The sequence below is a fragment of the Pontibacter locisalis genome (assembly GCF_042684605.1).
GTDB classification, from domain to species: domain Bacteria; phylum Bacteroidota; class Bacteroidia; order Cytophagales; family Hymenobacteraceae; genus Pontibacter; species Pontibacter locisalis.
In genome coordinates, this window is record NZ_JBHULU010000004.1 from 292,820 (window position 1) to 315,190 (window position 22,371).

Consider the following 22,371-nt stretch of genomic DNA (forward strand, 5'->3'; position numbering starts at 1 on the left):
GATATTATATTACTTGATCACACCAAGCTCTTTGCCAACCTCTACAAAAGCGGCAATACACTTATCGATGTGCTCTCTGTCGTGCACGGCAGATATCTGAACACGAATACGCGCCTGGCTCTTTGGTACTACCGGGTAGTAGAAGCCAATTACATAGATACCTTTATCCAGCATACGGGCAGCAAATTCCTGTGCAAGTGGCGCATCATACAACATTACCGGCACGATCGGATGGTCGCCTGGTTTGATATCAAAGCCAGCTTCGGTTATCTTCTCGCGGAAATACTTTGTATTCCACTCCAGCTTATCGCGCAACTCAGTGGTAGAGCTAAGCAGATCGAATACAGCAATAGAGGCACCAACTATGGAAGGAGCCAGTGAGTTAGAGAACAGGTAAGGACGTGAACGCTGGCGCAGCATCTCAATAACCTCCTTACGGCCAGAAGTAAACCCACCCATGGCACCACCAAGTGCTTTGCCAAGCGTGCCTGTAATAATATCGATCTTGCCCATTACATTATGGTACTCGTGCGTGCCACGGCCTGTCTTACCCATAAAACCGGTGCTATGGCAATCATCCACCATGATCAGGGCCTTATACTTGTCAGCCAATTCCACGATCTTGTCTAGCTGTGCTACAGTACCGTCCATAGAGAATGCCCCGTCGGTTACGATAATGCGGTGCTTTGCACCTTGCGCCTCCTGCAGTTTTGCCTCCAGGTCAGCCATGTCGTTGTGGTCATAGCGGAAGCGCTGCGCCTTGCACAGACGGACACCGTCGATAATAGAGGCATGGTTCAGGGCATCTGAAATGATCGCAGACTCTGCATCAAACAAAGGCTCAAACACACCACCATTTGCATCGAAAGCAGCCGCATAAAGTATAGTATCCTCTGTGCCTAAGAACTCCGATATCTTACGCTCCAGTTCTTTGTGGATGTCCTGGGTACCACAGATAAAGCGAACGGAGCTCATGCCGTATCCATGTGTGTCAATAGCCTCTTTTGCTGCTTCAATTACTCTTGGGTGAGCTGATAAGCCCAGGTAGTTGTTGGCACAGAAGTTTAGCACATGCTGCATTTGCGTGGTATCGATGTCCGCTCCCTGTGGAGTGGTGATAATACGCTCTTGTTTATACAAACCCGCCTCTTTTATTTCGGCAAGCTGCTGTTCCAGGTCTGGTTTTAATGTCTCGTACATAGTTTCGTGTATCGTTATTCGTTATTTACAAATTTAAACTGATGTTCCCTCATCTCCTTCAGCTTTAGGCGGCGGACGACGTATGATCGGCCTTGGCCGTGGTGGTTTCGAACGTTCCTGCTCTTGTGGAGCATCATCCTGGTTCGCCTCCTGTTCAGGCTTTACGTCCTCTGCCGGGGGTGCTGGCGGAGTCGGTCTTTTTATGATCGGCCTCGGCCTGGGCGGCTTAGGCTTCTCCTCCGGCGCAGTTGGTTGTTCTGGCACAGGAGCCGCTGCGGCATCAGGCTCAGCCTTTGGAGATTCTTCTATAGGTTTCTGCAATGCAGTTGGCCGCCTCATCACCGGCCTTGGGCGTGAAGTGGCAGGCTTTTCCGCAGAAGTAGTAGCCTCTGCTTTTGATTCTTCTTCAGTACTAGTCGCTTCTTCAGCTTCCTGCGTCTTTTGCAGCGCTGCTGGCCTTTTGATCACTGGTCTTGGTCGGGCGGGCCTTGCTGCTGCTTCCTCAGATGCTTGTTTTGCTTCCTGTTGCTCTTCTGCGGGCTTCTGAAGTGCTGCCGGGCGTTTTATTACCGGACGCGGCCTGGCAGGATTTGCATTCTCTTCTGCAGGTTTCTCTGCCTCTTCTGATGCTTTTGCTACCTCTTCTGCAGGAGGTTTTGAGATAACAGGCCGTTTAATGACAGGTCGTGGTTTTGCAGCAGCTGGTTTTACTTCCTCTGCAGGTTTTTCCGTGGCACCTTCCGCTACAGCCGGCTTTTGCATGGCAGCCGGACGTTTTACTACTGGCCTTGGCTTTGGAGTATTCTCTCCGGCTTCCGGTGTTTCCTGTGGAACAGTAGGTGTTGCAGCAGACGCAGGACGAGGGGCAGCGGCCCTTCTGGCTGCTGGGCGGGGTGCAGCAGTTGCCGGCTCCGGTTTTGGCACATCTTCTTCTGCCAGGTGGTAGCGTAGGCGCACATTGTTTATCTGCATTTTAACAGCAACTAAAAAGCTATTAGGATGCATTTGAGCATACATGTCACGCCATACTGCAAAGCGCACAGGATCACCTGCCTCAAAGGCTTCCTTATTAATCCTTTTTTTTACCAGGTACTCTTCGTACGTCATATTTTGGTTTATTCACCTGTCGCTTTTACTGCAATTTAATGTTTTTGATCTAATTGCGTCCTTCATTCCGCGATTCAGAACTGTGTGCCACACAAAGATAAGAAAAACCTTTGCCAGATGCAGGTGCAGCGTAGTGCTGCATTATCTTATCGTTAAATCTGTTCTATGGCCTTTCAGCGCTTAGAACGTAGGCCTACCTTTGTTCCAAGGTGAGTGAATAATAGTTAAGTTAGTTAGATTAGATTGATGAAAAGGTCTGCCAGACGGCAGGCCTTTTCTCATTTTAACCATCTCTCCTCACTTTGTTTGCAGGTGCCACTCATTCTTACAGGTTAAATTTTCACTATTGCACTGAATTCGGTTACTTTGTACAAAGAATTACAATTAACTATGGCAAACACAACTGACACTGTATTGGTGATAGGTGCCTGCGGGCAGCTTGGCTCTGAACTAACCCTGGAGCTACGTAATATGTATGGAGGAGCGAATGTAGTAGCGGCGGATATTGCGGCACCAAAGCAGGCTGATCTGCGTGACTCTGGTCCTTTCGAGAAAATCGATGTACTGGATGTAAAAGCAATGGGTGAGTTAGCCTCTAAGTACAAGTTCAAGCAGATTTACCACCTGGCGGCAGTACTTTCTGCCACTGGCGAAAAGAACCCGAAGTTTGCCTGGAAGCTGAACATGGACGGCCTCTTCAATGTACTGGACCTTGCCCTGGAGCAAAAGGTGGAGCGTGTATACTGGCCAAGCTCTATTGCTGTGTTTGGTCCAAGCACCCCTCGCCAGAATACACCACAACAAACCATCATGGATCCTAACACAGTGTATGGCATCAGCAAACAGGCTGGTGAGCGTTGGTGTGCCTATTACTTTGAAAAATATGGGTTGGATGTACGTAGCCTGCGCTACCCTGGCCTCATCGGTTACAAGGCGCTGCCTGGTGGCGGCACGACGGATTACGCAGTCGATATTTACCACAAAGCATTAGAGGGGGAGATATTTGAATGCTTCCTGAGCGAAAACACATTCCTGCCTATGATGTACATGCCGGATGCTATCAAAGCAACGCTTGACTTAGTACATGCTCCGGCTGAGCAGATAAAAGTACGAGACTCTTACAACCTGAGCGCGATGAGCTTCTCTCCGGAAGAGATCACAGCTTCTATTCGTAAGCACATCCCTGACTTTGAAATCGTGTACAAGCCGGACTCTCGCCAGCAAATTGCTGACTCCTGGCCACAGAGCATTGACGACAGCACCGCACAGCAGGACTGGGGCTGGAAGCCTGCTTTTGACTTAGATGCCATGACAGAAGATATGCTTCTTAACCTGAAAAAGATGAAAGATGAGCAGACACTGGCTCATCAGTAGCAGATGCACATAAAAACAGAAGAGACTGTCCAAAAAGGGCAGTCTCTTCTGTTTTTATGTGCTTACAGTTTTCTAGTGTCTAAACCATATACTTATCTCCACCTGATAACATCCTAAAAACGAAGCTCTAAGTCTGCCATTTTATTTTTAACTTTTATGGGTTTAATATCTTTATATGTTAATATATTTGATAGTTCTATAACTATCAAATATAAAAAATGGTAAACAAGCTTATTTTAACTGCCTTTGCATGCTGCATAACTTTATTTGCAAGTGCACAGAACTCAGAGGAGTCGTTTAAACCAGTTGCGGGTAACAAAACTCTGGAAGTTGGTCTCAACCTATACGGTAACACTTTTGGTCAACTAAAACTTCGCAAGTTCTCAACGGAAACACTTGCTTTTCGCTACAGTACAAGTGTCTCCTACAACTATAGTAAGCCTACCGAAGACGCGAGCAGTTACAGTTTGGGTATAAGCTTTGCTCCTGGTTTTGAAAAACACTTTTCAGGAACTAAAAGACTTTCACCTTATCTTGGACTTAGCGTTCCTCTTACTATTAAAACAAGCCATTTTGAAAGTGACAATGTAGAGGTAAAAGGTGCTGCTTCAGATAATGGCTATGACAGATCTTATTTTTCGATTGGGCTAAATGGTCTTGCTGGTGTTGATCTATATGTTGTAAAAAACTTTTACATAGGATTTGAAGCAGGCCTTGGCTTGAGTTACTTTAAGAATGGAGAAGTAGAAGTTAATTATAGAAGTGACTTTAGAAATAATCAAACTATTGAGGGGTACCATAGCATCAATTTTAACAGCTTTACAACCGGAGGATTGCGGGTTGGGTTTGTGTTCTAAATCTGTAAAGTTTTGCATCAAGAAAAGGCCGGCTGGTATCAATACTACCCGGCCTTTATTTTAACCAATCAGTCTAAAGCCTCCTCACTTAGGTGTAGCAAACACCTAAGTGAGGTCTTATATCACGTAACATTTACCGGAACGGCACTCTTCTAGACTGTGGCATCGTAGCTTCTGAAGAAGGAATAAAAGGCATGTTACTAAAGCTAAAGCAACTCATTTACAATTTTTTACGGCACAGCTCTTGCTTGTTATAGCTGAAATGAAAAAAGGTGTTTAACTTGCGCCGCTTTTATAAAATCAGCAAACAACGTGAAGAAATCACCTCTACAACTTATTGCTTTCCTGTTATTTATAGTGGTTAGCGGCTTTACTATTCAAGCCTGCTCCAGTACTGATAAATTAGCCACTGCAGCGCCTGCTGCTACCGCTACAGGCACTCCTATGTATAAGCCACAGCTTTCATCTATTACAGTACCTGTCTCCATCTCTATTGCAGCCATGGAAGATAAGCTGAACAAGGAAGTTGCCGGAGTATTGTACAAAGACACTAACCTGGATGATGATAACGTAGCTGTAACTGTATCCAAAAACGGCAGAATGGATATTCGTGCCGAAAAGGATAAGATATACTTTAATGTTCCGTTGCGCATTTATGCCAAAGGCCGGTGGAAATGGGACCCTTGCAAGCTCTGCCCCACTATCGACAAGACAGAGGACACTACTTTTGATATGATCATCAAGACCGAAAGCCGGATTGGTTTAACAGAAGACTATCGCATAAACACCATCACCAGCGGTGACTTTGAATGGGGTAACACGAAACCTGTGATTGAACTTGGCCCTTTGAAAATAGGTCTTGCCCGCTTTGTTGAGCCTGCTTTGCGCAACCAGATGTCTACCCTTTCTAAGCAGCTGGATAAAGAACTCCAAAATCACCTGGACATGAAGAAGTATGTAGCTGATGCCTGGCAGCTAGTGCAGGAGCCTGTAAAACTCGACGACGCGATGAATGCCTGGTTAACAGTTGTTCCTAAAGAAGTACGCATAGCTCCTTTACAGGCAAAAAACGGAGTTTTAAGTACACGATTAGGTATAACTTCCTTCATTACTGTTACAACCAATGGTAAGCCACTGGTGCAGATTAATAAAAACCTGCCTAAACTTATCGTTGACAGCCGCCTTTCAGATGATATTCAGATAGGCATGACAGCCAACATACCTTATGAGCATGCCAGCAAAATGATTCAGGAGCAGATTGCAAATCAGACGTATAAGTTTGACGATGGGAAAAGTCAGATTACTGTGAACGATGCTACTATAACTCCGGGAGGAGAGCAGTTAGTGTTGATGCTGGACGTAAACGGTAAAACAAAAGCAGGCTTGTTTACAAAGAAGATTGTGGGCAAAGTATACCTTCGGGGTACTCCTTATTATGATGCGGCCTCACATTCCATTAAAGTTCGGGATATAGACTATGACCTTGACACAAAAGACAAGCTCTTAAGCACTGCCAGTTGGCTGGCTAAGAATAAGTTTAAAGATATGATTCAGCAGCAGGTAAGCATTCCTGTAAAAGGCGAACTTGATAATGCCCGTAAGATGCTACAGTCTACTTTAGATAAACAGGGCCGTGTCCACAACTCCGTTTTATTGCGCGGAAGCATCAAAGACATCACGCCTGACAACATATATTTAACACCGGAAGGAATTAAAGCGGTAGTTAACGCCAAAGGTTATTTAACGGCAACAATAGATAAGCTGTAAGAATAGTTATTCTAATAGAGTAAGAGTAAAAAGAAGCGGCTGCCAGTTCAAGGCAGCCGCTTCTTTTTTACTCTATAATTTAGGGATTGGCGTTGGGCTATAGAACACTGCATCCGGAACAGCGTTTGGTACTGCTATATCCGTAAGCTCAAAGTCGCTTTGAGGATTACTGCGGTTGCTGGCTAACTTAATGCCTGCGTAGCTTTGGTAATCGCTCCAGCGGCGGGTAAAGGCTGGTTCCGCATCATTGTAATTTCTAAAAAAGGCCCATTGTGTAATTAAACCTTTGTCTTTGTCTACCCATAATTTATACTTATTCTGCGGTGTAAGCCCTACATTTTCAAATGTCATCTCCAGTACATCCGCTTTAGCTCCATCCATAGTCTTTTCCTCGCCCATATACTTCAGGCTCACCCCAGGGTCCTGAAGTTTGAAGGGCATTACCAGCCAATAAGAGTTGTTAATCCATAAAGCATAGGCACGCTCCAGCAACTTTTGTTTCTCGGCTTTGTCCTCTACTTCTTTTCCGGCCACATATACTTTACCATCTTTGGTTTGTGTGTCTAAAACTGCGACTAGACTGTCTTTTTCCCACCTGAAGCGATTATGATGTTTATCCCAAACCTGGTATTGGTTGTTGAATGTCCAGGCGAGGTAACGGGTATCGTTCCATGCCTTTTCGCCTCCCATGTTCTTCATCACCTTTCGGGCTATATCATTCGCTCTTTTGTCAGTGCTGCTGGCTGAGGCATTACCCTGACTAAAGGCAGGAGCCAAAGGGAACAGTAGCAGCCACAATAGCAGGCAAAACAGGTTATTTTTAGAATAGTACATTTTGATAATTTTTCTGGTAAAACTACTTGTACGCAATTTGGTTCAACAGCAGAATAAAAGTACTGCAAAAAGGACTATTACAAGAGCCTCATGGCATAAATTTTAACTTTAAGAAGTAGTCGACGTATCAAAAGCATCATAACTAGAAACCGCGCCTATGGCTGATTTTACAATAAAAGAGACCTTCCCATTATTCAAGAACTCGGCAAGTGAGTTCATGGAGAACAACTCCTTGCGTTTAGCTGCTGCACTAGCATTTAATGCTATTTTTTCCATTCCTCCGCTACTGATCATAATCATTCGTATTGCCGGAGCAGTGTTTGGAGATAAGGCAGTTTCAGGGCAGCTCTCGCAGCAGATCTCTAGCGCCATCGGGCCAAGTGCTGCAAAAGAAGTAGAGACAATTATTCAAAACGCCCAGATGAGCGAATCTGGCGGTATTGCTCTATGGATTGGTATCGGCACATTAATATTCGCTGCAACAACTTTCTTTGTAACCCTGCAACAGTCACTGAACACTATCTGGAACCTTAAGGTAAAGCCCTCTAATGGATTTTTACGCATGGTCAAGGAGCGTTTATTCTCTTTTGGCATAATCCTTAGCATTGCACTGTTGATGCTGCTATCCTTTGTGGTGAGTGCTGCTGTCTCTTTTATGAGTGACTATATATCGCAGCTTTTGCCTGGAGTCGGAATCTGGGTTATCAAGCTAATAGATTTTATCCTATCTGTAGGCATTATCACCCTCTTGTTTACGCTTATTTTCAAGTACCTGCCAGACGCCACCATAAGGTGGAAAGATACTTTGGTAGGGGCTTTTGTTACCGCCCTGCTCTTTACTATTGGTAAGTTTCTGATAAGTTGGTATATCGGCACCAGCGATCCGGGGTCCGCTTACGGTGCGGCAGGTTCTATCATCATTATACTTGTCTGGATCTACTACTCTTCACTTATCGTTTTCTATGGGGCAGAGTTTACCCAGGAGTTTGCGAGAAAGTTTGGGCAACGCATTCACCCAAAACCACATGCAACCTTTGTGGAAGAGCGGGAAGTGCATGAAGATCCGTATGATAAGAAAAGCGGAAGACCTCCTTCAGAAGGAAGATTTGACAAGGACTAAAAGATTTTAAACAAGAATCCCCTGCTGAGCTTAAAACAGCAGGGGATTCTTGTTTTATGAAATTAGGCGTAGCTTACGCCGTCTTCTTCTCTTTCACCGCCAACTGTCCACAAGCGGCATCAATGTCTTTACCACGGCTGCGACGCACATTTACCTGTAAACCTCGGTCTGCCAGGTAGTAGATAAAGTCCTGGAAACGATCTTCATCTGTGTTCTGAAAGTTAGCGTTCTCAATCGGGTTGTATTCAATCAGGTTGATCTTGCAAGGAATGATTCTGGAGAAACGTAAAAGCTCCTCTGCATCCTGTAAGCTATCATTGAAGTTCTCAAACACAATGTACTCGTACGTTACCATACGCCCGGTAACTTCATGATAGTGCTTTAGCGCATCTGTCAGGGCTTCCAGTGAATTTGTTTCATTGATCGGCATGATCTGGTTACGCTTCTCATCGTTGGCAGCATGAAGCGAGAGTGCCAGGTTAGCCTTTACCCCGTCATCAGCCATTTTCTTGATCAGCTTTGCTATACCTGCCGTACTTACTGTTATCCGGCGGGCAGCCATACCTAAACCATCGTGTGCCGTAATACGCTCAATGCTTTTCATTACGTTAGCATAGTTCAGCAACGGCTCACCCATACCCATGTATACGATATTAGTTAAGCCTTCACCATACTGCCGGAGGCTCTGTTCGTTAATACGCACCACCTGATCATAGATTTCAGCAGCATCCAGATTACGAACACGGTCCATGTAGCCTGTAGCGCAGAACTTACATGTTAAGGAGCAACCTACCTGGCTAGAAACACAGGCTGTCTTCCGCTCATTATGCGGAATAAGCACTCCTTCTACAACATTACTGTCGAACAGTTTAAACGCAGATTTGATAGTACCATCGTTGCTTATCTGCTCGGTAGCCACCTGCACAGAGTTAATAGCAAAATGCTGCTCCAGCTTCTCACGAAGAGCCAGGCTAACATTATTCATTTCAGCAAACGACCGGGCAGAGTGCTTCCATAGCCACTCGTATACCTGCTTTGCACGGAAAGGCTTCTCCCCCTGCTCTACCAGCCATGCCTTCAGATCATCCAGCGTCAGCTTACGAATGTCTTTTTTATCAATAATATTTATATCTGCAATCAAACTCATACTGCAAAATTACAAAAATACTTAGGCATTAGTTTCAATCTTTGCCTTTACTTCTGCCGGTAAGCTCATAAGCTTACGCTCCTGGTAATTAAAACACAACATGCCCGTTTTAGCGCGTGCTATTTCCTTACCATTTTGGTTCAGGATAAAGTAGGTGATGTCAAAGCCATACTTGTTCAGGTCATTGAAAGCCAGCTTTATAGTTAGTTCATCGCCATAGAAACCCTCTCCTTTGTACTCTATAGCTACATCAGCCATAATCATACTTGCTCCGGCTAAACTAAGCTCGCTCCAGCCAAAGTGCCCCAACAACTGCATACGTGCCTCGTGCATGATGGAAAGCAGAGCATCATTGCCCAGATGATTTCCGTAATTCAGGTCCGTTACGCGCACGGGTACTGTGGCTTCAAAATGAACATGTTCAGGTATATCAACTTTTACTCTTGCCATAACTTTATTTATAACTGCAGGATTTTATATGTTGCAACACATTTTTTGTCATTAATCGTTACTAATTAATCATTAATTGTTGCAGCCTGTTCTTTGCTTTGCTTACTTTTGTAAAGTAACATAAAAAAGATGCACCTCGAAATACGACAGACCAAAGACGGATCAAACACCCTTTATGTACCGGAGCTGAATGAACACTATCACTCAGTGCATGGGGCGTTGCAGGAGTCGCTGCATGTTTTTATAAAACACGGGCTGGAGGATGTGCTCCAGTCGAAAAAAGACATTAAAATTTTGGAAGTAGGTTTTGGCACCGGACTTAATGCCATACTTACCTATCCTTTTGCATTAGCTAAGAAAGCATTTATACAATACGACACACTCGAGAAGTTTCCGCTAGAGGAAGAAGTGGTAAACCAGTTGCATTTTGAAAACGCAATTCTAAATCCTGAACTCTTTGAGGTGTTTCAGCAGATGCATTCTGCTCCCTGGAATGAGCCTGTTGATATTATTCCATACTTCACCCTCCAGAAGATTCATGAAACACTGGAGGAGTTTTGTCCGCCAGACGCTTACTATGACATTGTTTATTTCGATGCTTTTGCCCCTGAAAAGCAACCAGAACTGTGGTCTGATGAAATGTTTGCAAAGCTTTATAAAGCTACAAGACCAGGTGGTGTGCTAGTAACGTACTGCGCCAAAGGCTCGTTTAAGCGTAGCCTGAAGGCTGCAGGTTTTGAGGTTGAAGCGTTACCAGGTCCTCCGGGAAAGCGTGAAATGACAAGAGGCATCAAGCCTGTCGTCTAAACCTGTACTACATAGCCATCTTAAAGCAGCTACATAACAAAGTATAATTATACCTGCATTGGGTTTCATTTAAAAACTTATTTGGCCATTGCACTTTAACTTTCTCTACAATATGTTATTTTGCATGTGCATGAGAAATCCTTTACATTTTTATTCCTGATGAAGACACAACTTAACAAAGCACTAAAGGCAGTTGGAAGAGGCATTGCCAAACCCTTTCAATCAAAGTATGAAGTAGTTTGTACGACATACCAGGTAATCCCCGGTTTGCCGGTTAGCAAAAACGAACAGAAACATACTTTTGAACGTGGGGCAGCTCTTGAAGCTAAAGAATTCTACACAAAAGTAGTATCTTCTGACATGACTAAAACAATGGCCCCTGTAGAGGTGCAGCTACGTAAAATCTACCTGAAAGGCACCACAGTTGAACAGGCAGAATTTGGGCCGGTGCAGCAACTGAGAACTATGGGCTCAGGTAAGAAAAAGAAGTAAGCCACCTTCAACTTTGGTTTAACACAGGAAGCCCTTCCCATCTCAAACAGGAAGGGCTTCTTGTTTGGTGAAAGGTAAGAAGCATGGCCCCCTTATAATCGTATTCTTCTATTTTCTGACTTTCAACCTCCCCTCCAAAATTCCGTACGTTAACCATACAATTAAGAATCTTCACCCATTTCAAATGGCTGCTTCACTACCTACTTATACTCTTAAATGAAAAAAGCAGCGATTGTTGTAATTCAGGCATTAGGCTCCTTCTCAATACTTGCCACTGCTTTACCGTTGCTAACCCTTGAGGAATGGTATGTACGGGTGTTTGATTTCCCGCGGGTGCAGCTCTTTTTCCTTGCATTGTTCTGTCTGGTTCTATTCCTGTGGCTGGGAAGCAGGAACCGGAAGCGGGATAAACTATTGATTGCTGGCCTTGTAGTTACTGTTGTCTATCAGGCTATACAAATCTACTCTTACACAATCCTATCGCCTGTGCAGGTACAACAGGCAGAGAAGGATGGAACACAGGAAGCTGAATTAAGCATAATGGTTTCAAACGTGCTCATGACCAACACTGAGCACGGCAAACTTATTGCACTCACTGAAGATAAGAACCCTGACATCCTGATACTACTGGAATCTGACTCTGTGTGGCAGCGGGCAGTAAAGTCTGTTACTAGCAAGTATAAGTATCGGGTAGAAATACCATTGAATAACACGTATGGCATGCACCTCTACAGTCAGTTGCCCCTGCGCCAGAAAAGGATAAGTTACCTACTCGACGAGGAAATACCTTCCATTAAAACTTTTGTAAAGCTCCGCAATGGCACCTGGGTAGAATTACATGCGGTGCACCCTAAGCCTCCGGTTCCTACCGAAGATCCTAATTCCAAAAAACGAGATGCTGAGATTGTAATGATAGCCAGGGACATTTCTAATTCAAGATATCCGGTTGTAGTGGCCGGTGACTTTAATGATGTTGCCTGGTCCAGAACTACGGCTCTCTTTCAGGAAGTGAGCAGTCTTATGGACCCTAGGATCGGCCGAGGGCTATTCAGTACTTTTAATGCAAACTACCCTCTCCTGCGCTGGCCCCTCGACCATATCTTTCACTCCGACCATTTTAAGCTTGTTCAAATAGAGCGGTTGCCAGACATAGACTCTGATCATTTCCCGATCTACATCAAGCTAAGTTTTGCTCCGGAAAATAAATATGAGCAGGAGGAGCCAGAGCCTGACGAGGACACGGATGAAGATGCGATAGAAACAATAGCAGAAGGTATGGAAGAAGCCAGGGAGGTGAAAGAAGAAAACTAAGCTGTCACTTCTTTTCAGGCCACAGTCCTTCTGGTGTTATCGCATAATTCATTGGTATATCATAAGGATTGCTATCAGCAATGAGCTCTACGGGAGGCTCTAGTGACAAACCAATCTTTAGCACATCTGGTCGGCAGTCTGCCAGGAAGCGGTCATAGAAACCTTTGCCGTAGCCAACACGGTGCCCGACTTTATCAAAGGCCAGTAAGGGGATCAAAACCACGTCTACATCTTCTGCATGTATAATATGAGCCTCCTGGGGCTCCGGAATACCCCATTCGTTCTCTATCAGCACAGCTTCATCTGTTAGATGATGATGCGTAAGCACGTTCTGCTCTACATCTGTTACCGGTACAGCTACTTGTACCTTCGGGTGTTCCCGGCGCAGTCGTTCGATGATAGGCCAGGTATCCACCTCGTTGTTCCTCGTAATAGGCAGAAATACATGCACTGTCTGCCCTCCCTCCAGCGGAAAGTACCTGAAAAAAAGCTCTGCGATCTGGTTGCTACGCAACTGAACTTCCTCGGCAGATAAGGCTCTCCTTTGCTGCAGCATCTTTTTGCGTAGCTCCGCTTTCAGCATTATTCTTCCTCAAGTATGGTAAATTTCAGATCGAAGGGGTCAAACGCCTCGATCAAAGCAGGTATAAAGTCAGGATTGTTAGTTTTATATGTTAGCAGGTTATCCTGACGTTCCTGAAGGCTTCCGTTCGGGAATAGCTTGTCTTTTAGGTTTTCCAGTTGCTTGAACGTCTGCTCGTGCTTGTTATCACGCGCCTTAGATAGCTTCTTTTCCAGCATTTGCAGTGCGTTGTGCGCCTTTTGTTCTTCGGCTCCCACCGCTTTTACCAGCGTTGGATCAATCTCCTTAGCCATTTCCTCTACCTCGGCAAAAGCGGCAGCTACTTTCTTTCGTTGTACCTCCAGGTTAATTTCCTCTTCGTGTATCTGGCTGGACAGTTGCTTTTTCAGATCCTGGTAATCCTGAAACAGCTCCTCTGGCTGTACTCCCAACTTATGCATTCGGTTTGCATTCCCTTTGTTAATATACAACGCAGAGTTACGCAACATCAGCACCGGGAATGCTACTTTGAAAGCTTCAAACAACTGTTTCAGCTGGAACCAATAAGCCACCTCTGCCCCTCCGCCGATATAGGCCAGGTTCGGAAGGATGATCTCTTCGTACAGTGGGCGCAAGATCACGTTCGGACTGAAACGCTCCGGGTGTTCCTCCACTTCCTTCAGTATCTCCTCTTTGCTGAAGCTGATGTCTGTGTTCAGTATCTTATACCTGTCATCTTCAATCACAATTCGTTCACGCAGGTTGTCCTTCAGGTAAAAAAGATTTATCTCTCTGGAATAGACCTGTGACTTGTATCCCTCCTGCTCCAACTCGGCGCTGGCTTTTTCGACAAGTTTATTTGATACCTGGTCTGTCAGTTCCTTTTTAACTACAGGTATAAATTCCTGTTTCAGCACCTTATCATCCCCGTCCACACTCACTAACCCATACTCACCGAAAAGGGCATGTGTAATGGCACGGGTAGCATCAGCTAAGTTTTTATTGTTGCGATAGGCATCTTCAAAGATCGGATACTTTTCTGGCAGTTGCTCCAGCACCTCTTCCAGACCTTCTATTGAGAATCTTCCAACTGCTCCAGCTTGTTCCGTTTCCCATGCATACCTTTTGCCAAACAGATTGAAGTAATTTATCTCGGCAAAATCATGGTCTTCGGTAGCCATCCAGTAGACCGGAATAAAGTTATAACCAGGATATTTCTCTTTCAGCTGCTGGCAAGTATTAATAGCCGTGATGATCTTATATATAAAATATAAAGGTCCTGTAAAGATATTGAGCTGATGCCCTGTAGTGACGGTGTAGGTAGTAGGCTCCTTTAACAGGTCAAGATTCTGCTGCACTGCAGGATGAACTTCTGAAACAGATTTGTACTGCTGCTGTAATGCAGCAAACAAAGTATGCCGTTGTTCTTCACTAAAATCTTTTTCTTTCAGCTGGGCTCCGAAAGCTTCCGGACTTGGAAAGTGATTATAAAATGGTTGCAGCTTTTCGTTACAACAGAGGTAATCGGTTACAGTTTGAGAAAACGCACCTGTAGCAGCGTAACCTATCTTCGTGATTTTCATAGTTGTTGATACTTCCATCAGCATGTCGGGCTTTGGATATAGCCCTTTAAACAGTTTTGCCTGAATTGTGTTGCAGCGAAAGCCGCTTTGCCACAAAGTAAAGGTTTTATTTTTTGTTATGCAGATGATACGACAGAAAGCAGGCTGAGGAGGATAAAGTGCCCGAATAGGTTTATAAGAATCGCTGTATTCTTTTGGCACTGTAAACTAATCTTTGGTCAGCCGTAAACACCTTTAAACTTAATCAAGCCAAAAAAATATGGGATTTTTAAGCGGTATGATGGGGCACGCATCTGAGGTGTCAATTGAAAAGATAACTAAGGAATTTCAGCCTGTTTTAGTTGATGACGAACGTATCGAACGTGCCTATAAGCTGATCCGGGACATGCTGGTATTTACCAACAAGCGTCTTATACTGGTAAATAAACAGGGCCTTACAGGTTCGAAAGCTGATTATCAAAGCATCCCCTATGGCAGCATTAAAATGTTCTCGAAAGAAAGCGCAGGCATTGCCGACCTGGATGCGGAACTAAAAATCTGGTTAACGGGAGAGTTGGAGCCGACTATTAAACAGGATTTCAGGAAAGGGGACAACATAAATGAAGCGTATCGGGTGCTGAGCAAGTATGTGTTGAAGTAAGTCTTTAATAAATTTTCCACTTCTGCTAAAACAGGAAGGCCCAACTTATAATCGTTGGGCCTTCCTGTATTTATATGTTATTAGTGATTTAGCTTACCACCTCGCCATACAGGTCAAAATCAGAGGAGTCAGTAATTTTCACGTTAGCGAAGTCGCCCAGGCGCACATAATTGTTATCTGCAGGAACAAGTACTTCGTTATCTACTTCCGGAGAGTCATATTGTGTACGGCCAACGAAATAGCCGCTCTCTTTGCGGTCAAAAAGGACTTTGTAGGTCTTACCTACTTTCTCTTCGTTCAGCTCCACAGAAATTCCCTGCTGTAGCTCCATAATGGCATCGGCACGCTCCTGCTTCACTTCTTCCGGCACATTATCCTCTAATGTATGGGAGTGAGTGTTCTCTTCGTGTGAGTAAGTAAAGATACCTAAACGGTCAAACCTCGTCTCTTCTACCCAGTCATACAGCTCCTGGAAGTCCTGATCTGTTTCACCCGGATGACCTGCTATCAAAGTTGTTCTTAAAGCTATGTCCGGCACACGCTGGCGTATGGAATCCACTAATTCAATCGTGCGGCGCTTGCTGATACCACGACGCATCGTTTTCAGCATGTTATCTGAGATGTGCTGCAGCGGCATATCCATATACTTACAGATATTCTCACGCTCGTTCATCACATCAAATACATCCATCGGAAACTGCGACGGATAAGCGTACTGCATTCTGATCCACTCTATACCGTTTACATCAGATAGATTACGAAGCAGGTCAGCCAGCTTGCGCTCACCGTAGTGCTGCAGTCCATAGTAGGTCAAATCCTGAGCTATCAACACCAGCTCCTTTGTACCCATACCCGCCAATCGCTTAGCCTCCTTTACCAGGTCTTCGATCGGACGATCAACGTGCTTGCCGCGCATCAGCGGAATGGCGCAGAACGAGCAGGGACGGTTGCAACCTTCGGCAATTTTAAAGTATGCGTAATGTGACGGAGTCGTAATTAAACGCTCCCCGATCAGCTCGTGCTTATAATCAGCTTCTAATTTCTTAAGCAGTTGTGGCAGCTCCAATGTACCGAAGTAAGCATCTACCTGTGGAATCTCTGCCTCCAGAGAATCCTTGTAGCGCTGTGAAAGGCAACCTGTCACATACAGCTTATCTATCTGCCCTGCTTCTTTTGCATCCGCATAGCGCAGAATGGTATCGATAGACTCCTGCTTGGCGTTATCAATAAAGCCGCAGGTATTTACAACGATTATGTTGGAATCATCTTTGTCAGACTCGTGTGCCACGTCAATTTCATTAGCACGCAGCTGCCCCATCAGTACTTCCGAATCCACCAGGTTTTTAGAACAACCCAAGGTGATTACGTTTACCTTATCCTTCTTTAGCGATCTTACTTTCACGTAGTATTAATAACTTGCTTGATAATTGATCAGAAACTCAACGTTTGTTACCTGCCCCTTCTTTACCTCAACCGGATAGATATTCATTTCACCGTCTAGGAGGTTTGCAAAAAGTCCCTTCTCTTCTTTCGAAAACAGACTGTACTTGCCGGGCTTCAGGCTAACTGCAAAGTTGCCGTTAGCATCTGTAACAACTTGAGTAACTAAATTAGTTTGAATGTTGGTGTGAAAAACACCGTCTGTGGTTTTTGTCTGATTGCTGTTGGTAAGCTCATAGATGTACAACGTGCGCTGCACGCCTCTGCCTTTGCTTGGCGGAGCATCAGGAGAAGGCATTTGGTTTCCTGCCTGCCACAAAACCTGACCTTTGATTCCTTGCTCAATTGGAGCCTGGTCCTGCTTCCCGGCAGTACCTGTTATTTTCTGCTGCTGTGCATTTGCCTGTTCCATATTGTTTTGAGGATCTGACTTTTGAGCAGATTTTGAGCCGTTGCAAAAAGAAAGCAGCAAGGCCATTGGCAGAAGCAGGAACTTGCCCATAGCTTTATGTTTTATTTACGTGAAAAGAAAGACTCTACGAATTCGTTTTTGTCGAATAACTGTAAGTCTTCAATTTTCTCGCCAACTCCAATGTATTTTACCGGGATTTTGAATTCATCTGATATTCCGATCACCACACCACCCTTGGCTGTACCATCCAGCTTTGTGATTGCCATAGCGGTAACATCTGTAGCTTTGGTGAATTCACGAGCCTGTATAAGGGCATTTTGTCCTGTACTTCCATCCAGCACCAACAGCACCTCGTGCGGCGTGTCCTCCGTTACCTTCTGCATCACACGCTTGATCTTTGAAAGTTCGTTCATCAGGCCGACTTTGTTGTGAAGACGTCCGGCAGTGTCAATAATAACCACATCAGCATTCATTTCCACGCCTTTCTTCACCGCATCATAAGCCACAGAGGCCGGATCGGTGTTCATGCCGTGCGAAACAACAGGCACTCCTACGCGCTCCCCCCAGATGATCAACTGATCTACGGCAGCGGCACGGAATGTGTCGGCAGCGCCAAGCACTACCTTCTTACCTGCTTTATGGAATTGTGCAGCCAACTTACCAATAGTAGTTGTTTTACCCACACCATTTACACCTACTACCATGATCACATAAGGCTTTATACCTTCCGGCAGCTCAAAGTTTGCTCCGTCGCCGGCACGGTTCTCTTCCAGCAGAGCGGCAATCTCCTCACGGAGGATCCGATCCAGTTCATCGGTACTCACATACTTGTCGCGGGCTACGCGCTTTTCAATGCGATCGATAATCTTTACCGTTGTACCCACTCCAACATCGGCATGTACCAAGATTTCTTCCAGCTCATCAAGCACATCCACATCAACCGTGGATTTACCAACAACGGCTTTGCTTAGCTGTCCAAAGAAGCTCTGCTTGGTTTTTTCCAGTCCTTTGTCGAGTGACTCTTTTTTCTTCTCTTTACTGAAAAAGTCAAAAATGCCCATACCGATTTATTTTGTAAGGATGTAGACTTCCGGTGATACGGTAATATACTAAAAAAGTCCCAAAATTGGGACTTCTTCATGTTATCTATCTATGTATAAGTAGAGTAGGCTTATTACTTTTTAAGGTACTCCTGCACTTTGTCAACAGGTACCATCTCTTCTTTAAAGCTATAAGCACCAGTCTTTGGTGATCTAACAGCTTTAATCACTTTTGCCCAGTCTTTACCTGTGGCGGTTTTTAGGGTTGCAACTACCTTCTTAGCCATGGTTATTTAATTTCTTTATGTACAGTTACTTTTTTCAACACTGGATTATACTTCTTAAGCTCAAGACGCTCAGGAGTATTTTTTCTGTTTTTGGTAGTGATGTACCTTGAAGTTCCAGGTGCGCCAGTCGCTTTGTGCTCTGTGCATTCCATGATTACCTGGATTCTATTACCTTTTGCTTTTTTAGCCATCTCAACAGTAAATTTTTATTTAGGACTGCAAATATAAAAGCTTAAATCTCTAATTACAAACAAAGTAAAAACTTTCTTGTAAAACTCTTGCAGTTGGCTTCTCAACATTTACACAGAAGCGTAACCAACAGGCAACTAGTCCAGTTTCGGGAGAACAAAACTGTCCAGTGCACTTGGCTGCGCCATTGTCTTCTCGATGTCTGCAACGGTGCGCGGAGCCATTTTTGAAAGGTTCTCCCAGCCTTTGTCTGTTATCAGGATATCATCTTCAATCCTAACGCCAATGTTCCACCACTTTTTATCGCAGGGGCTGCCTTCAGGAATGTAAATTCCGGGTTCTACCGTAATTACTGTATTGTGCTTAAAAGCACCGTAAGAACCTGGATCGTGAACGTCCAGGCCCAGGTAGTGCGAAGTACCATGTGGGAAGTAACGCTGCACTTCAGACTTGTCTTTTATTATACCGAGCTTTAGCAGGCCGTTGGCAATTACTTCTTCAGCTGCTTGATGGGGTGCCATGAAGTCATTACCTACTTTACAGGCGGCGAAGGCTGCCTCCTGTGCCTTGTAAACCAGCTCATAAATTTCTTTCTGTTCTTTGGTAAACTTACCGTTGGCTGGCATGGTACGGGTAACATCCGCAGTATAGCCTTTAAACTCTGCTCCTACGTCCATCAGCACCAGGTCGTCGCCTACAGTAGGTTTCTTGCTGTCTATGTAGTGCAATACACAGGCATTTTTCCCAGCCCCAACTATAGAAGGATATCCTACATGCTGCGCTCCATACTTTTTATGCACAAATTCGTGTATACCCTGCAGTTCCATCTCCGACATCTTTGGGTGCATGGCTTTCATCACCTCTATCTGCCCCATGGCAGAAATAGCAATGGCTTTACGTAACAGCTGTAACTCCTCCTCTGTTTTCACCTCACGCAGGTCTTCCATGGCACGCTTTAAGGAATAAGGATCAAACTTACCTTTTGGAAAGGCAGCTAACGCTTTCGCCTGGCTAGAGGCATCGTTGGCTTTAAGGTAGTTGTTCAGGTAGTTATCCTGGCGCAGCGAGGAGTTAGACTGCATCAATTGCCTTAGGTATCTTTTTACCGCCTCTGGCTGTGCCGCCCCCTGCTCTCGCACTGCACTATACAGCATATTACGCTCGGCATTAAAATCTGCCGGCACTTTAGCCTTTTGCTTAAACTGCTCTATTAGACTGTACAGGTCAGCCTCGTCGTTGGCATTATCGCGCACATCGCTGGGCAGTTCCTTAAATAATATGTGCTGAAGAGCGGCAGTATCGAGTTTAAGAGCGGCAAAGGCTGTGTTGGGCTGCGTAGCAATGCCTGTAGCTGTGGCTGCGCCCTCTACCCCAAGGCGTTCGCCGTTCCAGAGTTCCTCCTGCGGGTCGCGGGGCTGCACAAATAAAACTTCGTAAGCCTGTTTACCACCTATATTTTGCGGCTCTGAAAAAAGCACCAGTACCGAGTTTGGCTCCTTGTACCCTGTCAGGTAATAAAAATCAGGATCGGGATGGTAATAGTAGTCTACATCGTTGGCCCGGTTGCGAACGGGCGAGGCAAAAAAAACAGCAACGGAGCGAGGCGGAAGCTGCTTGCGCAGTTGCTCTCTCCGTTGCTGGTGAAATGTTTTATCTAAAGTATCAGATGGCTTATCCGGCTTAGTGCGTACCTGAGCCGTGGCAGCTGCAACAGTTGCCCAAACCAGTAGTAAGCACAGCCGGAAGGCTGCCATTAGTACATGATATAGCCTTGCTCTACTGCTTTCTTCAACACGGAAGAAATACCATTCTTGTTGATAGTTCTAAGTGCAGAAGTAGAAACTTTTAGCGTTACCCAAGCATCTTCTTCCGGGATGTAAAAACGCTTCTTCTGAAGGTTAGGGTAAAACTTACGCTTAGTCTTATTGTTAGCGTGAGATACGTTGTTACCTACGCGTGGTCTTTTACCTGTTAAATCGCAAACTCGTGCCATCTTGTATTTTCTTCTAAATTATTTCAATAGGGGTGCAAATATCTACAAAAAGATACAGAAATTCAAAAGCATAGAAAATATTTTTCCTCTAAATGTGTATTATGTCTCAAGGAGGCGCATTTTTAACACATATTTTATACTTTTTTATTCTCTGCTGTAGCGCATTTCACCTGCACCTAGGCGCTTACTGCTCCAGCCAATCGAGCCTGACTAGTCAGTCCGGCACCTAATACTTTTGCAAGCAAGCTAATCAGGCTGCGTGTGTTTTCCCCATCAATATCCTTTAGGGCAGAGAACTCTGTAATCTCCATTCCTATACAACGAGGGTCTGACACAAAACCTGTTAGCAACTCGCAGCATTCAACCATCGACAAACCTCTCTCACTAGGCGCATAAGCAGCCGGCATCTCTAACCTACCAACGCTGTCAACATCAAAATGAACAAGTATCTTAGCATCACCAGGGATTTGTGCAAGTACTGCCTTCATGGTTTGATCAACTTTGTCTTGTAACTGATCAAGCTTAACACAAGTGATCCCATAAGTTTCAGCAGGAGGCTCCTGGCAGGCTAACACAGTTATTTGCTCCGGGATTAACGATGCAGGTTTATTCCAAAAGCTGTTCTCACAACTTAAAAACCACAATCCCATACCTGCTGCGCCTACACACTTGTTGGGGTCCGGCTTAATAACGTCCACATGTGCATCTACTACCAGGATAAAAAGCTTATCCCCGTACACCCTTCCCAAGTAATCTGCAACACCGGCTATCATACTGCAGTCACCACCAAGCAGCAGATTAAACTTATTTGGTGCAAACCACTCTTTGGCTTGATCTGTAATGGCCTCCCACACCATACGGGGTGCGGGCCAGTTACGAACCGGAGGCACATCATGGCGGGGCAGGCAAGAAGGCATAGCGATGTCTCCCCAATCAGAAACTTGCAAATCCACCTGCTCCAGCGCTTCCTTTATTCCATATTTACGCAAGACGCCCGGAGTTTCGTCTGTTCCGGGATATAGCGCACCAGCAAAAGAAGGAACGCCGACAAGTTGAATCATACTATTGTGCTTTATAGTCTACAAGATTTTCTTTGGGACTTCCTTTTGATTTGACTCCCGCTTTTCATTAAAGCCATAAGGGCAATTTTTACAAGCATTCTTGCAGCAGTACCCACGCTTCAGCAGGTATTTAGCCGTCAGCACCATCAAGCCATGCTCGTTGAAATAAAAATCCTCCCCCTCTGTTAGTTTCTGGCTCACGCTGTAGTAGTTGGTTTATTACAAATTACGGCATTTACCCAGCATCCGCCAAAACTCCTGTAGCCAATACGCGACCTAATATCGTACAAAGCTGTATAGCTACGCCAACTGTGGTGCTTAAATGTCTTTCATTAATTCCTTTATGCCTATGCCTCGCTACCAAACTTTCAGCGAAGCCATCAGCGCTATGCGCGACCGTGGCTTCATAAATACATTCAGCATTCAGCATAATGAGTTGTTCTGCTCTGAACTAGACAAAGCCATTCCTCCTGAACAACTGACACTTGTAGAGCAGCACCAGGTAGCATCATCTGGCACCTCACCGGAGAAGTGTGAGATCTACGGATTCCGCACCGACGACAATGCATTGGGCCTTATGACAAGCACCTACGCAGCTTATGACCCGGAAGGATTTCAGGCCGTCTTTAACCGTTGCAGGCGGTCAAACAGCCCGCACAGTTAGCCTGTATTAACCATACGGTTTTTTAAGTAGCGCC

The 22,371-nt window shown here is 45.0% G+C and carries 25 protein-coding genes; 9 read left to right on the plus strand and 16 right to left on the minus strand.

Features of this window, described 5'->3' with window-relative positions:
- Window positions 1–9: 9 nt before the first annotated feature.
- Together kbl and ACFSRY_RS04455 are read right to left on the minus strand one after the other, a co-directional pair.
- The gene (kbl, locus tag ACFSRY_RS04450; protein ID WP_377503560.1) at window positions 10–1,200 is read right to left on the minus strand and encodes a glycine C-acetyltransferase; all 1,191 of its coding nucleotides are present in this window, start codon (window positions 1,198–1,200) and stop codon (window positions 10–12) included.
- A 33-nt stretch (window positions 1,201–1,233) separates the two neighbouring features.
- Window positions 1,234–2,307 (minus strand): hypothetical protein, encoded by a 1,074-nt coding sequence (locus tag ACFSRY_RS04455; RefSeq protein ID WP_377503561.1) that lies wholly within the window; start codon window positions 2,305–2,307, stop codon window positions 1,234–1,236.
- Window positions 2,308–2,697: 390 nt separating this feature from the next.
- Between ACFSRY_RS04455 and ACFSRY_RS04460 the strand changes: the two genes are divergently transcribed.
- The 3 genes from ACFSRY_RS04460 (at window position 2,698) to ACFSRY_RS04470 (ending at window position 6,305) form a co-directional block, all read left to right on the plus strand.
- Window positions 2,698–3,681 (plus strand): NAD-dependent epimerase/dehydratase family protein, encoded by a 984-nt coding sequence (locus ACFSRY_RS04460; RefSeq protein WP_377503562.1) that lies wholly within the window; start codon window positions 2,698–2,700, stop codon window positions 3,679–3,681.
- A gap of 218 nt (window positions 3,682–3,899) precedes the next feature.
- On the plus strand, window positions 3,900–4,538 hold the full coding sequence (locus tag ACFSRY_RS04465) for a hypothetical protein (protein WP_377503563.1): 639 nt from the start codon (window positions 3,900–3,902) through the stop codon (window positions 4,536–4,538).
- 312 nt (window positions 4,539–4,850) lie between these two features.
- A complete protein-coding gene (locus tag ACFSRY_RS04470) occupies window positions 4,851–6,305 on the plus strand; it encodes a DUF4403 family protein (RefSeq protein ID WP_377503564.1) in 1,455 nt (484 codons plus the stop codon).
- Between the two features lie 72 nt (window positions 6,306–6,377).
- Here the strand turns inward: ACFSRY_RS04470 and ACFSRY_RS04475 are convergent, their stop codons facing one another.
- Window positions 6,378–7,139 (minus strand): hypothetical protein, encoded by a 762-nt coding sequence (locus ACFSRY_RS04475; RefSeq protein WP_377503565.1) that lies wholly within the window; start codon window positions 7,137–7,139, stop codon window positions 6,378–6,380.
- A gap of 157 nt (window positions 7,140–7,296) precedes the next feature.
- On the opposite strand from ACFSRY_RS04475, the gene ACFSRY_RS04480 reads away from it, so the two are divergent.
- The gene (locus ACFSRY_RS04480; protein WP_377503566.1) at window positions 7,297–8,259 is read left to right on the plus strand and encodes a YihY/virulence factor BrkB family protein; all 963 of its coding nucleotides are present in this window, start codon (window positions 7,297–7,299) and stop codon (window positions 8,257–8,259) included.
- 73 nt (window positions 8,260–8,332) lie between these two features.
- On the opposite strand, the gene rlmN is transcribed toward ACFSRY_RS04480, so the two are convergent.
- Together rlmN and ACFSRY_RS04490 are read right to left on the minus strand one after the other, a co-directional pair.
- Window positions 8,333–9,406: a 23S rRNA (adenine(2503)-C(2))-methyltransferase RlmN gene (gene rlmN / locus ACFSRY_RS04485; RefSeq protein WP_377503567.1), complete on the minus strand. Its 1,074-nt coding sequence runs from the start codon at window positions 9,404–9,406 to the stop codon at window positions 8,333–8,335.
- A gap of 21 nt (window positions 9,407–9,427) precedes the next feature.
- Window positions 9,428–9,856 (minus strand): thioesterase family protein, encoded by a 429-nt coding sequence (locus ACFSRY_RS04490; protein WP_377503568.1) that lies wholly within the window; start codon window positions 9,854–9,856, stop codon window positions 9,428–9,430.
- Window positions 9,857–9,985: 129 nt separating this feature from the next.
- Between ACFSRY_RS04490 and mnmD the strand changes: the two genes are divergently transcribed.
- The 3 genes from mnmD (at window position 9,986) to ACFSRY_RS04505 (ending at window position 12,466) form a co-directional block, all read left to right on the plus strand.
- Window positions 9,986–10,663 carry a tRNA (5-methylaminomethyl-2-thiouridine)(34)-methyltransferase MnmD gene (gene mnmD / locus ACFSRY_RS04495; RefSeq protein WP_377503569.1) on the plus strand — a complete coding sequence of 226 codons (678 nt, stop codon included), beginning with the start codon at window positions 9,986–9,988 and terminating at the stop codon, window positions 10,661–10,663.
- A 159-nt stretch (window positions 10,664–10,822) separates the two neighbouring features.
- Window positions 10,823–11,155, plus strand: coding sequence for a hypothetical protein (locus ACFSRY_RS04500; RefSeq protein WP_377503570.1), 333 nt, complete (start codon window positions 10,823–10,825; stop codon window positions 11,153–11,155).
- Between the two features lie 216 nt (window positions 11,156–11,371).
- Entirely contained in the window at window positions 11,372–12,466 is a 1,095-nt protein-coding gene (locus ACFSRY_RS04505) for an endonuclease/exonuclease/phosphatase family protein (protein ID WP_377503571.1), read from the plus strand.
- Between the two features lie 4 nt (window positions 12,467–12,470).
- On the opposite strand, the gene ACFSRY_RS04510 is transcribed toward ACFSRY_RS04505, so the two are convergent.
- Together ACFSRY_RS04510 and bshC are read right to left on the minus strand one after the other, a co-directional pair.
- Window positions 12,471–13,049 (minus strand): 5-formyltetrahydrofolate cyclo-ligase, encoded by a 579-nt coding sequence (locus ACFSRY_RS04510; protein ID WP_377503572.1) that lies wholly within the window; start codon window positions 13,047–13,049, stop codon window positions 12,471–12,473.
- Complete coding sequence (gene bshC, locus ACFSRY_RS04515) at window positions 13,049–14,611, minus strand: bacillithiol biosynthesis cysteine-adding enzyme BshC (RefSeq protein WP_377503573.1); 1,563 nt, start codon at window positions 14,609–14,611, stop codon at window positions 13,049–13,051. Before bshC ends, ACFSRY_RS04510 begins: the two co-directional genes overlap by 1 nt.
- Before the next feature lie 259 nt (window positions 14,612–14,870).
- On the opposite strand from bshC, the gene ACFSRY_RS04520 reads away from it, so the two are divergent.
- A complete protein-coding gene (locus tag ACFSRY_RS04520; RefSeq protein WP_377503574.1) occupies window positions 14,871–15,251 on the plus strand; it encodes a PH domain-containing protein in 381 nt (126 codons plus the stop codon).
- Between the two features lie 88 nt (window positions 15,252–15,339).
- Here ACFSRY_RS04520 and rimO read toward each other — a convergent pair whose 3' ends face one another.
- The 9 genes from rimO to ACFSRY_RS04565 form a co-directional block, all read right to left on the minus strand.
- Window positions 15,340–16,653 carry a 30S ribosomal protein S12 methylthiotransferase RimO gene (gene rimO, locus ACFSRY_RS04525; protein ID WP_377503575.1) on the minus strand — a complete coding sequence of 438 codons (1,314 nt, stop codon included), beginning with the start codon at window positions 16,651–16,653 and terminating at the stop codon, window positions 15,340–15,342.
- A gap of 6 nt (window positions 16,654–16,659) precedes the next feature.
- Window positions 16,660–17,193, minus strand: a complete 534-nt coding sequence (locus ACFSRY_RS04530; RefSeq protein ID WP_377503576.1) for a carboxypeptidase-like regulatory domain-containing protein — start codon at window positions 17,191–17,193, stop codon at window positions 16,660–16,662.
- An 11-nt stretch (window positions 17,194–17,204) separates the two neighbouring features.
- Window positions 17,205–18,164, minus strand: a complete 960-nt coding sequence (gene ftsY, locus ACFSRY_RS04535) for a signal recognition particle-docking protein FtsY (protein ID WP_377503577.1) — start codon at window positions 18,162–18,164, stop codon at window positions 17,205–17,207.
- Between the two features lie 113 nt (window positions 18,165–18,277).
- A complete protein-coding gene (locus ACFSRY_RS04540) occupies window positions 18,278–18,430 on the minus strand; it encodes a DUF4295 domain-containing protein (RefSeq protein ID WP_377503578.1) in 153 nt (50 codons plus the stop codon).
- A 2-nt stretch (window positions 18,431–18,432) separates the two neighbouring features.
- Window positions 18,433–18,621: a 50S ribosomal protein L33 gene (rpmG, locus tag ACFSRY_RS04545; RefSeq protein ID WP_377503579.1), complete on the minus strand. Its 189-nt coding sequence runs from the start codon at window positions 18,619–18,621 to the stop codon at window positions 18,433–18,435.
- Window positions 18,622–18,756: 135 nt separating this feature from the next.
- Window positions 18,757–20,373, minus strand: coding sequence for an aminopeptidase P family protein (locus tag ACFSRY_RS04550; protein ID WP_377503580.1), 1,617 nt, complete (start codon window positions 20,371–20,373; stop codon window positions 18,757–18,759).
- Complete coding sequence (rpmB, locus tag ACFSRY_RS04555; protein ID WP_377503581.1) at window positions 20,373–20,612, minus strand: 50S ribosomal protein L28; 240 nt, start codon at window positions 20,610–20,612, stop codon at window positions 20,373–20,375. Before rpmB ends, ACFSRY_RS04550 begins: the two co-directional genes overlap by 1 nt.
- 176 nt (window positions 20,613–20,788) lie before the next feature.
- A complete protein-coding gene (locus ACFSRY_RS04560; protein WP_377503582.1) occupies window positions 20,789–21,673 on the minus strand; it encodes an arginase family protein in 885 nt (294 codons plus the stop codon).
- A gap of 18 nt (window positions 21,674–21,691) precedes the next feature.
- Window positions 21,692–21,874 (minus strand): DUF5522 domain-containing protein, encoded by a 183-nt coding sequence (locus ACFSRY_RS04565; RefSeq protein ID WP_377503583.1) that lies wholly within the window; start codon window positions 21,872–21,874, stop codon window positions 21,692–21,694.
- A 148-nt stretch (window positions 21,875–22,022) separates the two neighbouring features.
- Here ACFSRY_RS04565 and ACFSRY_RS04570 point away from each other — a divergent pair, with 148 nt between their 5' ends.
- Window positions 22,023–22,337, plus strand: coding sequence for a hypothetical protein (locus ACFSRY_RS04570; RefSeq protein WP_377503584.1), 315 nt, complete (start codon window positions 22,023–22,025; stop codon window positions 22,335–22,337).
- Window positions 22,338–22,371 lie beyond the last annotated feature (34 nt).